At 43.4% G+C, this 15,680-nt stretch carries 14 protein-coding genes; 6 read left to right on the top strand and 8 right to left on the bottom strand.

Annotated elements, in window-relative coordinates:
• Nucleotides 1-20 precede the first annotated feature (20 nt).
• Nucleotides 21-1,388, top strand: coding sequence for an MATE family efflux transporter (locus AC0KVP_RS00460; protein ID WP_473338179.1), 1,368 nt, complete (start codon nt 21-23; stop codon nt 1,386-1,388).
• Between the two features lie 98 nt (nt 1,389-1,486).
• On the opposite strand, the gene AC0KVP_RS00455 is transcribed toward AC0KVP_RS00460, so the two are convergent.
• Nucleotides 1,487-2,326, bottom strand: coding sequence for an SDR family NAD(P)-dependent oxidoreductase (locus AC0KVP_RS00455; RefSeq protein WP_473338177.1), 840 nt, complete (start codon nt 2,324-2,326; stop codon nt 1,487-1,489).
• Nucleotides 2,327-2,529: 203 nt separating this feature from the next.
• Between AC0KVP_RS00455 and AC0KVP_RS00450 the strand changes: the two genes are divergently transcribed.
• The 3 genes from AC0KVP_RS00450 to phoR all read left to right on the top strand — a co-directional run bounded on the left by AC0KVP_RS00450 (nt 2,530) and on the right by phoR (nt 5,521).
• Nucleotides 2,530-3,228: a TetR/AcrR family transcriptional regulator gene (locus AC0KVP_RS00450; RefSeq protein WP_473338175.1), complete on the top strand. Its 699-nt coding sequence runs from the start codon at nt 2,530-2,532 to the stop codon at nt 3,226-3,228.
• A 214-nt stretch (nt 3,229-3,442) separates the two neighbouring features.
• Complete coding sequence (phoB, locus tag AC0KVP_RS00445) at nt 3,443-4,153, top strand: phosphate regulon transcriptional regulator PhoB (protein WP_004691794.1); 711 nt, start codon at nt 3,443-3,445, stop codon at nt 4,151-4,153.
• Between the two features lie 9 nt (nt 4,154-4,162).
• A complete protein-coding gene (phoR, locus tag AC0KVP_RS00440; protein ID WP_004691795.1) occupies nt 4,163-5,521 on the top strand; it encodes a phosphate regulon sensor histidine kinase PhoR in 1,359 nt (452 codons plus the stop codon).
• 95 nt (nt 5,522-5,616) lie between these two features.
• Here the strand turns inward: phoR and asd are convergent, their stop codons facing one another.
• From asd to pncB, 3 genes are all read right to left on the bottom strand, one after another.
• Entirely contained in the window at nt 5,617-6,468 is an 852-nt protein-coding gene (gene asd / locus AC0KVP_RS00435; protein ID WP_473338173.1) for an archaetidylserine decarboxylase, read from the bottom strand.
• Nucleotides 6,465-7,313, bottom strand: a complete 849-nt coding sequence (locus AC0KVP_RS00430) for a sulfurtransferase (protein WP_473338171.1) — start codon at nt 7,311-7,313, stop codon at nt 6,465-6,467. The genes asd and AC0KVP_RS00430 overlap by 4 nt, the downstream gene beginning before the upstream one ends.
• Nucleotides 7,314-7,476: 163 nt before the next feature.
• Nucleotides 7,477-8,688, bottom strand: a complete 1,212-nt coding sequence (gene pncB, locus AC0KVP_RS00425; RefSeq protein WP_087011949.1) for a nicotinate phosphoribosyltransferase — start codon at nt 8,686-8,688, stop codon at nt 7,477-7,479.
• A gap of 300 nt (nt 8,689-8,988) precedes the next feature.
• On the opposite strand from pncB, the gene dtd reads away from it, so the two are divergent.
• The gene (gene dtd, locus AC0KVP_RS00420; protein ID WP_063454375.1) at nt 8,989-9,429 is read left to right on the top strand and encodes a D-aminoacyl-tRNA deacylase; all 441 of its coding nucleotides are present in this window, start codon (nt 8,989-8,991) and stop codon (nt 9,427-9,429) included.
• A gap of 105 nt (nt 9,430-9,534) precedes the next feature.
• Here the strand turns inward: dtd and AC0KVP_RS00415 are convergent, their stop codons facing one another.
• The 3 genes from AC0KVP_RS00415 to serB all read right to left on the bottom strand — a co-directional run bounded on the left by AC0KVP_RS00415 (nt 9,535) and on the right by serB (nt 12,131).
• Complete coding sequence (locus AC0KVP_RS00415; RefSeq protein WP_004691804.1) at nt 9,535-10,014, bottom strand: SCP2 sterol-binding domain-containing protein; 480 nt, start codon at nt 10,012-10,014, stop codon at nt 9,535-9,537.
• 150 nt (nt 10,015-10,164) lie between these two features.
• Nucleotides 10,165-10,500, bottom strand: a complete 336-nt coding sequence (aciT, locus tag AC0KVP_RS00410; RefSeq protein WP_004691806.1) for a ciprofloxacin tolerance protein AciT — start codon at nt 10,498-10,500, stop codon at nt 10,165-10,167.
• A gap of 410 nt (nt 10,501-10,910) precedes the next feature.
• Nucleotides 10,911-12,131, bottom strand: coding sequence for a phosphoserine phosphatase SerB (gene serB / locus AC0KVP_RS00405; RefSeq protein WP_063454374.1), 1,221 nt, complete (start codon nt 12,129-12,131; stop codon nt 10,911-10,913).
• 77 nt (nt 12,132-12,208) lie between these two features.
• Here serB and AC0KVP_RS00400 point away from each other — a divergent pair, with 77 nt between their 5' ends.
• Nucleotides 12,209-13,462: a hypothetical protein gene (locus tag AC0KVP_RS00400; RefSeq protein ID WP_004691810.1), complete on the top strand. Its 1,254-nt coding sequence runs from the start codon at nt 12,209-12,211 to the stop codon at nt 13,460-13,462.
• Between the two features lie 54 nt (nt 13,463-13,516).
• On the opposite strand, the gene ppk1 is transcribed toward AC0KVP_RS00400, so the two are convergent.
• The gene (gene ppk1 / locus AC0KVP_RS00395; RefSeq protein ID WP_473338169.1) at nt 13,517-15,580 is read right to left on the bottom strand and encodes a polyphosphate kinase 1; all 2,064 of its coding nucleotides are present in this window, start codon (nt 15,578-15,580) and stop codon (nt 13,517-13,519) included.
• Between the last annotated feature and the right edge of the window lie 100 nt (nt 15,581-15,680).

The raw sequence follows: 15,680 nt of genomic DNA, 5'->3' as shown, positions 1-15,680 counted from the left end.
AAATAACCTCAGGATGACTTATGTCCGTACACACCCCATTGGTGCAACAGCAAAAGCTATGGAAAGCCTTTTTTATTTTCCTGATGCCTTTGATTGCCACCAATATTCTGCAAAATCTGTCGGGTACGATTAATACCATCTTTGTCGGACAGATGATGGGGGTGCAGGCGATTGCAGCAGTTGCGGTGTTCTTCCCCATCCTGTTTTGTTTAATGGCCTTCGTGATTGGACTATCAGCGGGGTCGACCGTCTTGGTTGGTCAAGCATGGGGCGCACAGAATATTGAAAAAGTACGTGCAGTGGTTGGCTCCACTATTTTTATGACCCTCATTGGTGGCAGCTTTATTGCATTTTTAGGGGTGATTTTTGCGCGACCAATTTTATCGGCTTTGGGTATCGATGAAGACGTCATGCATCTCTCGTTACCTTATGTGCAATGGATGTTGGCAGGTAGTCCCCTACTGTTTGTATATATTATTTATACCTCAATTTTACGCGGTGTCGGAGACAGCACGACACCTTTAATTGCCTCTGGCATGACCATCTTGATTGGGCTTTGTGTCACACCCGTTCTGATTGCGGGTTATTTTGGCTTTCCCAAACTGGGGATTGTTGCGCCTGCCATTGCGACCATTTTAGGCTTTGTTTCTGTGCTGACCTTTTTGTATTTCTATTTGAACTATAAACAGCACCCTCTCCGGCTCGATGCACAACTGCTACGTCATATTCGCTTTGACCGCCAGTTGAGTAAAATCATTCTCCGCTTAGGGGTTCCAACAGGCATTCAAATGATCACCACCTCAGTTGCGGGTCTTGTGATTGTGGGTCTGGTCAACCGCCATGGGGCCGATGCGACCGCAGCCTATGGTGCGGTCAATCAGGTTCTGAATTATATTCAATTCCCCGCCCTGTCGATTGCCATTGCTGCATCGATTTTTGGTGCACAAGCCATTGGCGCAGGCAAATCCGAGTTATTGGCCAAAGTCACGCGTACGGCACTCGGCATGAATATCATCATTACAGGCTCCTTGGTGGTCTTGGCTTATCTTTTCTCCAAATACCTCATGGCACTCTTTATCACGGACCATGCGGTGGTCGAGCTAGGGCAACAGCTGTTATTTATTGTGCTGTGGTCCATTTTATTCTTTGGTGCCAGTGCTATTTTTGCCTCTATTATGCGGGCCAGCGGTACGGTCACCATGCCCATGGTGATCAATATCGTTGCGATTATTGCGATTGAAGTGCCCTGTGCCTACTTATTTAGTGAATGGTGGGGACTGCAAGGTATTTGGTATGCTTATGCGCTGGCCTTTGTCAGCTTATGCATCATGCAAGGACTTTATTATCAATTTGTTTGGAAGAAAAAGACCATTGAAACGCTCATTTAAAGTTAAACGGATATTTAATAAAACAGTTTTTTGATCATGACACTCATTAAAATTAAGCATAAAAGAACCCGCCAAAGCGGGTTTTTTACATCACAACATTAAGACTTTCTTTGGCTTAATTTGGTCGCAAAAGCCGTCACTTTTTGGTAGCCCGTTGGTAAGATGCGCTGAATCAAATCTAGCGTTTTCGCATCATTGCCAATCAATAAACGACGCTTATCTTTTTGTACCGCCTCTAAAATTTGACGTGCCGCTTCTTCGGGTGGGCAGCGTAATAATTTATTAAAGGTCTGTGCAGATTTCTCAGGGTTCATCCCGATGCTACGCAAGCTGTCATTCACTTTGGCTGCATTGGCAATATTGGTTCGAATCCCGCCCGGATGCACGCACAATGCGCTCACGCCAGAGTTTTCCATATCTAACTCTTGGCGTAATGACTCGGTAAAGCCACGCACCGCAAATTTAGTGGCATTATAAGCAGACTGAGTCGGTTGAGCGGTTAGGCCAAATAAGCTGGAAATATTGATGATATGCCCATCGCCTGTTTTCTTAATATAAGGCAGAAACTCTTTGGTGCCATAGACCACACCCCAGAAATTAATCCCCACGATCCATTCCAGCTCTTCATAGGATGCACCTTCTACGGTTGAACCCAAAGCAACGCCAGCATTATTAAAAATCATATTCACAGAACCATGATTTTGTACGGTTTCTTCAGCCCACGCTTGCATCGCTAAGCGGTCTGAGACGTCTAATTTTTTCGTGGTGACACGTACATTGGTGCCTTGTAGCAGTTCAACTGTTTTCGCCAACCCTTGTTCATTGACATCACTCAATGATACATGACAGCCCGCCTTGGCCAATAAAAGTGCCAATTGTTGGCCAATACCCGATCCTGCACCTGTAATTGCCACGACTTTATTTTTAAAATTCTTCATGAGATTGTGGTTGTCCTTTATCTTTGTACATTGACTGTAGATGCTTTTTTTATAATTGACAATATCAATTGTCATAAATTTAATAGCCAAAAGTGTCAAGTCCATGAAAACCACATAGAGATTAAAGCCTACGCATAGGTAGAGTCGTGGTTTATTGCTAAACTATGCAAAACCTTGGCTTTCAAATAGGGCGATGAAATCTGATGACGGCATCTGAACCAGTACAAAAAAACAGCGATAATAATAAAACCAAAGAAAGACAATTCAAGGGCTTATCGCTTTCTGAACGTAAACAGCTGCGTCGTGAAAAACTCATTGAAGCAGGAATTGAAGCCTACGGTACTCACGGCTTTTTTGCCGTGACGGTGAAAGATATTTGTAATGAAGCCAAACTTACCGAACGTTATTTTTATGAGTCGTTTAAAAAAAGTGAGCAGCTGTTTCAAACCATTTTTTTAAAGCTGATCGATGAGTTACAGCACAATGTCATGCAAGCCATCATGCAAGCCTCTTCAGATCCATACAAAATGATTGATGCAGGACTGCGTGCCCTGCTCACTACCTTAAAAGACAACCCCCGCATGGCGCGTATTATTTATATCGATGCAATGTTGGTCCAAGAATTACATAACCAAGCCACCATTCATGAAACCATGACCCGTTTTGACCGAATGATTCAAGCCTTTGTGATGCTAATGATGCCGCAAATTAACCGGTCCGAACGAGAAATTTCGCTGGTCGCCACAGGTCTCAATGGCTATGTCACACAAATTGCGATCCGTTGGGTGGTTAGTGGGTTTAAACAATCCTTTGAAGAAGTTTTATCCTCCAGCCGTATTGTGTTTATTTCACTCCTAGAAACCTTTTCAGACCCGAATACACGGGCAAAATTGGATGTCTAAGACTTTTCATTTGGATGCAATCGGCATTTCCGAATGCAATTTAGATTAAACTTCCATTAATTTTGAATCCCAATATGACGATTTTTTGTCACATTTTTTTGCAAATTTCATCAATCGTCTGTTTTTTGCAATGATACTGTCATAATTAATCTTTGTAATAAGCCTGTCATAAAATTAAAACGGCCTGCCGTTACCTACAATAGGATATTGCGTTGTGAAAGATGACTACATTTTAATCGTCGATGATGAACTTCCCATTCGAGAAATGATTCACACCTCGTTGGATATGGCAGGCTTTCAATGCTTACAAGCCGAAGATGCAAAACAAGCCCACCAAATGATTGTGGATCAGCGCCCTGCTTTGATCTTGCTCGACTGGATGATGCCTGGTGGCGTCAGTGGCGTAGACTTATGTCGTCGTCTCAAGCGCGATGAAAATCTCTCTGAAATTCCAGTGATTATGCTCACGGCACGTGGCGAAGAAGACCATAAAGTGCAAGGTCTAGATGCTGGTGCAGATGACTACATGACTAAACCGTTTTCGACCCGCGAATTGGTTTCACGTATTAAAGCGGTTTTACGCCGCGCTAACGCGCTCAGTGGTGAAAAATCGATTGATGCCAATGGCTTAATCTTAGACCCTGTCAGCCAACGGGTCAGCTTTGGCAATAATTTCCTCGACATGGGGCCAACCGAGTATCGTTTATTGGCCTTCTTCATGACTCATCCTGAGCGTGCCTACACCCGTGCACAACTTCTTGACCAAGTCTGGGGCGGAAACGTGTATATTGAAGACCGTACCATCGACGTGCATATTCGCCGCTTACGTAAAGTGCTTGAGCCTTATGCGGCAGATCGCTTTGTGCAAACAGTTCGGGGTACAGGCTATCGATTCTCTACACGTGCGGATATCGCCCTAGGTTAATTTTGTTTTATGTATGAACCCTACCCGGTCCCTGAACTTGCACGCGAGCATAAAAAAACGCGATACAGCAGTTTATGGGGCTTTGCCAAACAGGACTTACGTCTCCTTGCCTTTTTCTTGCTGATTGCAAGCTTGATTGGCTTTGGCGTCGGTTATTTTTGGACGTGTATTTCCTTTGCTTTTGCCGTTTTTTTTATTCTGCAAATGCGCTCTTTGTATTTAGTCAATGACTGGATTTCCAATCGTCCCTACGAAGTTCCACCCAACCTTGGGGGCATTTGGGGGGCATTATTGTTCAATGTCTATCGTGCACAGCGCCAAGAACGTATTGTACAAGCGGAAATGGTCGGGTTGATTGATCGGGCGCAGTCATCCTTGGTCGCTTTGCAAGAAGCAGTGGTGCTGATCGATGACATGCAACAAATTGAATGGTGGAACCCTGCTGCAGAACGGTTATTAGGCATCGAACAAAATGACCGTGGCCGTAATATTTTGACTTTATTACGCCAACCGAGTTTTGTGGATTATTACAATAATATTGATGCTGCACCAGATGGCTTAAAAATGAAGTCATCCAGTTTTGATGAACATTATGTTCAAGTCAAAATGACTCGATTTGGTGGTGAAAGTCGCTTACTAGTCGCCTATGACGTGACCCGCATGCACAATCTCGAACAAATGCGTAAAGACTTTGTCGATAACATTTCACATGAACTACGCACACCACTCACAGTACTCAGTGGTTATATTGAGACCTTTACCGACCAAGAAGACCTCAACCCACGTTGGAAGCGGGCCTTTGACCAAATGCAGGCACAAGCCAAACGCATGAATGCCTTGGTGAATGATTTGCTATTACTGTCACGCCTAGAAAATGACAAGCAAATTGCTAAAAATCAAATCATTGATATGCCTAGCTTAATGAACCAACTTTATGACGATGCACATGCCTATAATATTGATTATGGGCATACGCTCAATCTCGACATCGACAGTCACTGCGACTTAATCGGTTCAGATATGGAGTTGGCCAGCGCTTTTAGTAACCTGATTACCAATGCCATCAAATACACCCCGAAAGGCGGAACGGTGACCATGGGTTGGCATGACAATGGTGAACAGGCTTATTTTACCGTGGAAGATACTGGCATAGGCATTGACCCTAAGCACCTGCCCCGTTTAACCGAACGTTTCTACCGTGTCGACAGCGCACGTAGTCGACAAACGGGTGGCACAGGCTTAGGACTCGCAATTGTGAAACACGTGTTAATGCAGCACCAAGCACATTTAGAAATTGAATCCAAAGAAAATCAAGGCTCTATTTTTAAAGTGATTTTTCCCAAAGAACGCACCTATAATCCTGAATAAGCCTTTCTTCAAAAGCATGAAAAAAGCACCGATATCGGTGCTTTTTTGTCTCTCACCGTCCGTTTAACAAGGACGGTGACCGAGAGCTGAAAGGATTAAAACGTATGCCCCATCGCTTCACCCATCACCACAGTCGAGTTGGCTTTAAAGGCAGTATCCCACGTCATTTTGTCTTTTTCAAACAGTACCACAGCGGTTGAGCCTAGGTAGAAACGACCGAGTTCAGCACCTTTGTCCAAGAACAAGTCATGCTGATTTAGCTCTAAACGGCCGGTAGGCTTCACTTTTCCTGTTGCAACCGTTTCAATCCCCGCCACAATCATGGCGCCAACGAGAACTACGGCCATACGGCCAATTTCTGTATCAAATAAACAGACCATACGTTCATTTCGTGCAAACAAGCCTGGAATATTTTCAGCAGTGGTTTGATTGACCGAGAACAATTCACCCGGTACATATAAGGTTTCCGTCAATGTGCCTGCAAATGGCATATGCACACGGTGATAATCTTTAGGCGATAAATACACCGTTGCAAACTGACCATTTTTAAACGGTTCAGCCAACTGCGGATCTGCAATTAAATTATCAACGGTGAATTTTTGTCCTTTCGCTTGGAAAATATCACCTTCCACAATTGGACCCAACTGTGAAATCGCACCATCCGCAGGTGACACAATGCTGGTCGCATCGGTATCAATATCACGTACACCCTCTTTTAATGCACGAGTAAAGAACTCATTAAAGGACTTGAATTTCAGTGCATTGCTCTGCTCAGCAATCGACATATCAATGCCATACTGTGCTTTAAACGCAGTGATTACCGCATTTTTCACAATCGGATTTTCGCTGGCTGCGACTCTGCCCACGACACGTGATAACTGATGTTGGGGTACAACACGTTGAGCTTGAATGAAAATTTGTTTTTTTAAGCGTGATGTGAGGCTCAAGACGGCATCTCTCCGGTAATGATAGGACTGTCGAGGCGGTTGCCCCATTCACTCCACGCACCGTCATACGCCTGAATATTCCAACCCAATAAACGACCTAAAATATAAGCCAGTCCTGAACGGTGATGTGACTGACAGTACACCACCACAGGTTCATTTAAGTTAAAACCCAATTGTTCTAAGCGTTGCTGCGTGCGTTCTAAAGGGTGCAATCTTAAATGATTTTCACGGTTAAGGGCAGTACTCCATTCAAAATGTAGTGCATTTGGAATGTGACCGCCGCGTCGCGCTGCAAGCCGCAGGCCTGTATATTCGTCTTCTGTTCGACAGTCCCAGAGTTGGACCTGACTGCTTTGAACCTTCTCTAATAACTCAGCATATTCAATTCGATACTGCTGTATTTTGGCTTGATCGACCTGTACCAAAGCACTGACAGGTTCAAACTGCTCCACTTCAGAAGTGGTTGGAAGTCCTGCTGCAAGCCATGCATGAATTCCACCGTTCAGCAGGCTAGTATTTTCAAAACCTAAGCAGTGTAAATTCCAAATCAAACGCCCTGCCCATGCGCCACCTTCATCATCGTAAACCACCACATGATGCTCGGGTGAAATATTCAGATAACGAATCAGCTCTTGTAAACCTTCTACATCGGGAAGTAGTCCCGTGGCTTGTTCGTCTTGGCGCACCAAAAATCTCGGCTTTAAATGCAAAGCATGTGGAATATGTAACTGGTCATAGACTGAAGCACGACTTAAATCTACGATGCGTAATTTGTCATTACCTAAATGCGGAACCAACTGCTCTGCGTCTATCAACAAGCCAAAATCAAAGGCAGAATGTGTCATATTATTTCGTATGTTTTCAGATCATGCTTTGATCTTAGCACAACTCATTTTTACAATTATTCTGATTTTTTGCATTCTTTTAGCAGAATTATAGATATCACTATTCACAGGTTTTTTTAATGAACAATGCCAGAACGGATTCTGGCATTGCCTATATTCTAGATTAATTGGCTTCTGCTTCAGCAATCTCAAAAACCTGACGTAAATAAGCCAAAAAAGTATCGTTATCGGTCATGGTTTTACCTGGACTGTCTGAGATTTTCGCAACCGACTGGCCATTACACTCGACCAGTTTAAGCACAATATTTAATGGCGTTTGTCCCATATCATTGGTCAAATTGGTGCCAATCCCGAAGCTGACTTGGAAACGGTCTTTGAAATAGTTGTGCAGATCCCACGCTTTCTCTAAATTCAGTCCATCACTAAACGTTAGCATTTTGGTTTTACTGTCAATTTTCAACTTTTTATAGTGGGCATAGGCCTTATCGCCCCATTCATACGGGTCACCACTGTCATGGCGCAAGCCATCGAACAATTTGGCAAAGTACAAGTCAAAATCACGCAGGAATGCATCCATCCCCACCACATCCGTCAAAGCAATACCTAAATCACCACGGTACTCTTGTACCCAGGTTTCCAGTGCTGATTTTTGGAAATTACGTAAACGTACATCCAACGCTTGGAATGCTTGTAGGAATTCATGTGCCATGGTGCCAATCGGGGTTAGGCCCAATTGCTTCGCAATTAAGACATTACTGGTACCACGGAAAATATGCGGGGCAGCTTGATTAAACACCTCAATCACATGTTTTTGCCACGCCAAACTATAGCGGCGCCGCGTACCAAAATCAGAGACTAAAAATGGGGGATCATTTGGCGTTTGCGATGTTTCATAGTGTTTTAATAATGCCACTTTGGCCTGTAAGCGACGTTCACCCTCAACCATGACCTCTTCACTTCGAATACGGCGGAAATACAGCTCATTGACGATAGCAAGCACAAAGATTTCAAACATCATGGCTTGAACCATCGGCCCTTCAATTCGAATGTCTAAACGGCCTTGATGATCAATACTGGCCACAATAAAGCGGCGTTTGAGTTGAAACAACTCTAAATAATCGACAAAATCACTTTTGATAAAGCGCAAACCACGCAGGTATTGCAGCTCATCGTCTTGAAAACGTAATTGGCAGAGCAAATCTAATTGGTGGTTTAAATCATCGAGAATGTCGACCAAAGGATAGACCGTGTCATCCAAATTGCGACAACGGAACTGGTACACACTATGCGCTTGGGGAAACTTATGCAGGACCACCTGTAGCATCGTAAATTTGTACAGATCAGTATCTAATAAGGATTGGATGATGGCAGACATATCATTTTCGGTTTTTAGCAACTTATTGCATTAAAGCACATTTTTTTAAACTGCATAGCCATGTTTTGGTAATTCGGTCTTGCTATTCGACCAATTACTCGATAGATCCTTGTTTCTCTTGATTCAGAATCCAACTGTTGCTGTCTTTGCTGTTATCGCTCTTAGCTTATGCTCTTTTCCTTAAACCTTGCAATGAATATCAACGCAAGTGCCTTGTTTTTTCAATCGATATCTCTCCTGTGCTGCACTTGGTTTGCTACAATTTCAGTCTGCACAATCAAATGGTAGATAAAATCAGTCATGCGGGCCTTATTACAACGCGTTCTCGAAGCCAAAGTGGTGGTCGATGGTGAAACCACAGGCGAAATTCAACACGGTATCTTGGTTTTCTTAGGTCTTGGGAAAGAAGACACTTTAGACAAAGGCAAAAAACTGATCGATAAAATTTTAAAGTATCGCTTTTTTGACGATGAACAAGGCAAAATGGGCTGGAATGTCAGCCAAGCCGGTGGTGGGATTCTTCTGGTTTCTCAATTTACTTTGATGGCGCACACCCAAAAAGGCTTACGCCCTGACTTTGGACCAGCCATGTCACCGAATGATGCTCAAGCCTTATACGAACAACTGGTTGACTATGCCAAGACCCAGTTTGAGCATGTGCAAACCGGTATTTTTGCTGCCGACATGAAAGTACATTTGGTCAATGATGGGCCCGTAACTTTCAATTTAGAAATCGAATAAAAACACCATGCATAAAAAAGCCCTCGATAGAGGGCTTTTTCGATTTCATCACTCTCAATCTGCCTTTTATAAAGGAGACGGAATCGAGACGTTTAAAAAATCTTTTTACTTACCGGTTTTTTCTTTCAAAAATGCGCGAGCGGCTTTAATTTTTGCTTTCACAGGCTTTGGTAGCTTGGGTGGAACCAATTTTGCAACTTGGTTAAACCAAACCAAGAGACCAAAATCACCTTCCATTTTAATGCTGCCGTTTTGCATGCCCGTCATAAATGCGGTTGGGTCACCTTTGATTAAAGTTTTCACTCCCTGCTCACTGTCCGCAAACTGTAAAATAAAATCGGCTTTTTCAGCATCACCTGAAACGGTATCAATCTGACCATTGTTCACAATAATTTGGCGTGCCATACCTAGATCCGTACCAATTTGAATACGGAACTGACGTTCATGAACTAATTCAATAAATTTTGGACTGGTACGCGCCAGCTGTTTCATACGAAGTGCCAAACCAGTAACCATTAAATCCAGCGGATCCGTGCTGACATCAACCAATGGAAGTTTAACCACAGGAATTGAAGATAGTTTCATGACATGAAAGCCTATTGTAATTGTTGATAAATTGACTGTTTTCAATGCTACCACAAGTTGCCATTTTTACCGCTAGGCTTTGTATAACAATCATGTAAGAACGTAAAAAAGATGCACAGAGCATCTTTTTTTACGGTATGAGGTTATGACTTAGCGGCTAGAACACTGCTGTTGGTCATCTTCATATACAGGAGTATGTTCAATACAACGGCGCTGCGCCAGAGCACGTTCTGCGCGACGGTCTTCACGTAGAAGCAACATCGTCACAATAAGCATCGCTGAAGTTAAAGCAGTTAAGTAGCTATAAGTGATCGGCATTTCAAACACTGCTTGCACACCTAGGCGAATGACTTCCAAGATTCCCCAAAACACCATACCCGCCACCATAAAACTCAACCAGCGACGATAAGGCGAAAAGAAAACAGCAATTAACGCAGCGGCGACTAAACTTAAGCCAACGATGGTTGCTAAATTCGCTGTTACCATAAAAACCTCCGTCTAAGATAAATTCAGGCGACTGATACACTGTGCTGAACTCATCCCCGATACCGTTTAAAATTAATGGATTGTGTAGCTTTCAAACTCTATGCATGCATTATGAGCAGTTTTGAAAAGAAAAAAAGGCTTGTATTTTTAGAATGCGACATACCTTGTCGCCATATTATATTGTCATTACATTTTTTTAGATTTGAACTTTTCCAAAACAAAGACGCGCTGAGTCTTGGCGTGTCATTACAAAATAAAACCCGTATTTTCAGCGCTTAAAAATATTTTTTCCAATTCTGTTGATCGTTGTTTTTATCGACATTTTTCACTGACCGCTCATCGTTTTTCGCTTAAATTTGCAACAAAAAAACGCAGCTCAAAGGCTGCGTTTTTGATAACACCGAGATGCTTTAAGCACGATTTAAATCTTTATCGTGCACACCCAATAAATACAACACCCCATCTAAGCCGACACTTGAAATGGCTTGATTGGCGTTTTGTCTCACCAGCGGTTTCGCACGGAAAGCTACACCTAAGCCAGCAATCGACAGCATCGGTAAATCGTTCGCACCATCTCCTACTGCAATCGCCTGCTCAAGAGAAATGCCCATCTTATCGGCTAACTCACGTAATAATAATGCCTTACGTGCACCATCCACGATGTGCCCTTTAACTTCACCTGTCACCAACCCATTTTCAACGTCTAAGACATTGGCATGGACTTCATCAATACCAAGTTTGGCTTGTAGATACTCTGCAAAGTACTGAAAACCACCCGACAAGATAGCCGTGCGGTAGCCTAATGCTTTTAAAGTTGAAATTAAGCGTTCAGCACCTTCTGTAACGGTCAGACGTTCTGCAATTTTAGGTAGGACAGAGGCATCCATCCCTTTGAGCAGTGCGACACGTGCGCGAAAGCTTTGTTGGAAATCTAGCTCACCCTGCATTGCACGTTCCGTAATTTCAGCGACTTGTGCACCGACACCCGCTTCAATCGCCAACTCATCAATCACTTCTTGCTCAATTAAGGTCGAGTCCATGTCAAAACACACCAAACGGCGGTTACGACGGTAGGCATTGTCTTCTTGTACCGCCACATCGACATTCAGTTCATGTGACAAACGTAAACAGGCTGCACGCATGGCTGCGGCATCCAGCATTTGACCACTTAAACCGAATTGAACACAGGCGCGTTTCGGCCCATCGACTTCGCCATTTAAGACGGGACGACCGGACAAACGGGTCACAGTTTCGATGTTGAAACCTTGGTTAGACACAATATTTGTAACTGCTTGTAAGTGAGACGCCTCAAGCTCTGGCGCCAAAGCCGTGACGATATAACGCGTTCGTCCACCTTCGCTCACCCACTGGTCATATTCAGTTGTAGTGATTGGTTTAAAACGTACAGTTAAACCAATATCATGTGCTAAAATTAGAATTTCCTTCATCGCCAAAGCTGTTGCAGTTTGGTCGTCTGAAGAAATAACAATACCTAAGGTCAATTGGTTATGAATAACTGCTTGTCCGACATCTAAAATTTGTAATGAATGAGTGGACAAAACCTGCATTAATCGAGTGAACTGATTCGGCTGGTCTGGTCCTAAAAATGAAATAAGAATGATTTCTCGCATGAATTGACTCGGGTCTGAGCTACGACTATTGTTAGAATCATAATCGAAATTGAATATATTTTCTTTGGAAGTTTACGTTGAATGCGCCTAGACAAGGGCTATTTGCTAGCCTATTAATTGTAAGTTTTGCTTTACATACCTTTTTATTGGTATTGGCAACGACTCATCAACTGAATGAAAACCGTGCCAACCAAGGCCAACTGATGACCTCTCAATTGGTCACAGACAGTCTTGCAGAGCTGGAGCCTGCCAACACGGTTTCCCTTGCGCTTTTGGTGGATCGCTATGCGACCAACCCAAGCGTAGCTTCCATTCGTATTTTGGATGCCAACAATCAAGTCTTGGCGACAGGTGGACAAGTTCGAACACGTGATGGCGAAGTGTTTGTCCGTGATGCGCTGCAAAATGAAAAGAAAGTGGGTAGCATTGAAATCACGCTCATTAAACCAAGTATGGGTGAGATTTTACGTACTCAGTGGTTAGCGATTTTATTGTCCTTAGCGATTCATGGTTTACTGTGGTTAGCTTATCGCGCCATTGCGCGCCCAAGCCGTACCGAATATTTGGCACGGATCAATAATGAATCCCGCTTAAAACACGAAATTCAAGTTTTAACCCAAACGCTTGAACAGGAAAAACACCATACGGCCGTCGCGATTGCCCAAGCACAACAACAAATCAAAACCAGTGCGAAGCCTAAAGAACAGAAACCTGTGATCGTGGACAATCATTCGGTTGCGCTCAATATTCAATTTTATGACCCGAAACAGTTGATGGACTCGGTGAATACAACCGTGTCTATTCCATACTTTAATTTGTGTCAGATTTTCCTCAATAAAAGCACAGAACTGTGTTTAAAACACTACAAACTCAACAGCTCGGACATCACTACAGTTCAATCCTTTAATGAGCATGGTGCCACCCTCAGTATGTCGACAGACACACCGAACGCAGTGCCATGTTTAATGATGATCAGCAGTGTGTTCCAACTGCTATCTGAGGTTTTGTATAAACGCTACCGCGAAGAAAAGCGCTTTGTTTTACAAACGCGTTGTGGCATTTCAACCGCAGTCGATGCAATGCAGCTGTCTGCAAATCAAGCTGCTGAGCGTTTGGTCCAACAGTTATCGGCCAAAGAAAGTGCGGTACATTTAAGTAACGAATTATTGAAAGACATTTCTGAAAGTTACCAATTGGTGAATTTACCTAATCCAACCAATGTCTTGACCCGTCATGCCTTTATGGTCAATGGCATGGGTGCGGAGTCTGCAGAGTTGGCGCAAAGCTTAAGAACGGAAATTTTAAAAGCAAAACAATCTAAAGCCTCTTAATGATGTCCAATCATAAAAAAGCCTGACATGTGTCAGGCTTTTTTATGGTAACTGTTAAATTTTGAGTTGCTTCTGCGCAATTAAATGTTGCTGCGCACTATACCTTTGCTCTGGATCGGTACAGGCCACTTTAAGCCAATGACCATCGGCTTGTAGCTCCCAAGCATTCAAACAATCATTTAAGTAACTGATTAATCCGTCTTTATAAATCTGCTTTTTCAAAACGCGATCTAATATTGGAAAGCAGGTTTCAACACGCGAAAATAAATTACGTCCCATCCAGTCTGCGCTGGCACAGTACAGCTTTTTCTCACCGCCATGCTCAAAACAATACACACGGGTATGTTCCAGAAAACGGCCCACAATCGAACGCACACGAATATTCTCAGACATGCCTTGGACCTGTGGAACCAAACAGCAGATCGAACGGATAACCAGATCAACCTGTACCCCTGCTTGTGATGCACGATACAGTGCGGCAATTAACTGAGGCTCCGTCAAGGCATTGACTTTAATGATGATACGCGCCTTTTGACCGGCTTGCGCAAACTGAATTTCTTGCTCAATCAGTTTTAACAGTTCACTGTGTAACGTAAAAGGCGCATGTAACAACGCCTTCAACTTGGCCATTTTGCCCATCCCCGTCAGTTCTTGGAACATACGGTGTACATCTTCACAAATATCAGGCTGTGTGGTCATCAACCCATAATCGGTATACATACGCGCATTACCCGCATGATAATTGCCTGTGCCCAGATGGGCATAACGGATCAACTGAGCATTTTCACGGCGGACGATCAAAATCATTTTGGCATGGGTTTTATAACCAACAATGCCATACACCACCACCGCCCCAGCTTCTTGCAAAATATTCGCCACGGTAATGTTCGACTCTTCATCGAAACGCGCCCGTAACTCAATCACGGCTGTGACTTCCTTGCCATTTCGTGCTGCTTCTGCCAAGACCTGTACAATTTCTGAGTCAGGCCCACTGCGGTAGAGCGTTTGTTTAATCGCCAGCACATTTGGGTCTTTCGCTGCTTCTTTTAATAAACCAATCACAGGCTGAAAAGAATCAAAAGGATGATGCAATAACACATCCTGTGCTTTTAAGGTATCAAAGGTACTTTTTTGTTTACGCAAAACTTTGGGAATGACTGGGATAAACACTGGATGCTTCAATTCAGGTCGGTCACAACTGGTGCTGAGGCGTGAGAGATTGATCGGCCCATCAATGCGATAAAGCTCCTGCTCAGTTAAATCAAACTCCTTGAGCAAATAATCAATCACCGCTGCGGGGCAGTCATCCTCGATTTCTAAACGCACCGCGCGACCAAAACGGCGTGACGACAACTCATCTTTCAGTGCCACCGCCAAATCATCAACATCTTCCGACAAAATCAGATCGGCATTACGCGTCACACGAAAAGCATAACAACCCGTGGCTTTCATCCCTGGAAACAGATCGCTGATGTGCTGCTGAATCATTGCGGTTAAAAAAATCTGCGTGTCAGTATTGCCTGCCACGTTTTTCGGCATCTGAATTAAACGCGGTAATGAGCGCGGCGCTGGGACAATCGCCATCTCAATGCTTCGTCCAAAAGCATCTTTACCTTGTAAACTCACAATGAAATTCAGGCTTTTATTCACGAGGCGAGGAAAAGGGTGTGACGGATCTAAGCTGATTGGGGTCAAAACGGGTTGAATTTCTTTGGCAAAATATTCTGCAATCCACGCTTTATGTTTTTCTAAAATGTCTTGGAACTGGATGAACTGAATACCTTGCGCTTGTAACTCAGGCAAAATCGAATGATTTAAAACTTCAAACTGTTTTTTGACGGCACGATGAATGGATTGGGACAGGTCTTCTAATATCACTTCAGTGGGAACAGCATCAGGGGTCCGTGCTATCACATTCATATCGCGTTGTTTCATTAAGCCCGCAATACGAATTTCAAAAAACTCATCTAAATTACGTGAAAAAATAATTAAAAAAGTTAAGCGCTCCAGCACAGGCAAACTCGGATCTAATGCTTGCGCTAAAACCCGCTTATGAAACTCAAATAACGATAGCTCTCGGTTAAAATACGTCGCCGATGAATGCTGAAAATTATCCATACCCTCTCAATGCTGTTTGCAACAGTCTGTTATGAAGTGTTTGGCAGGGATGTTAGGTAGTCTTTATGACAGTTTAGTTACAACCTCATGCCAAATAGAA

The sequence above is a fragment of the Acinetobacter sp. DL27 genome (assembly GCF_055810995.1).
The sequence above is the reverse complement of the archived record's forward strand: the minus strand, read 5'-3'. Positions and strand labels throughout refer to the sequence as shown.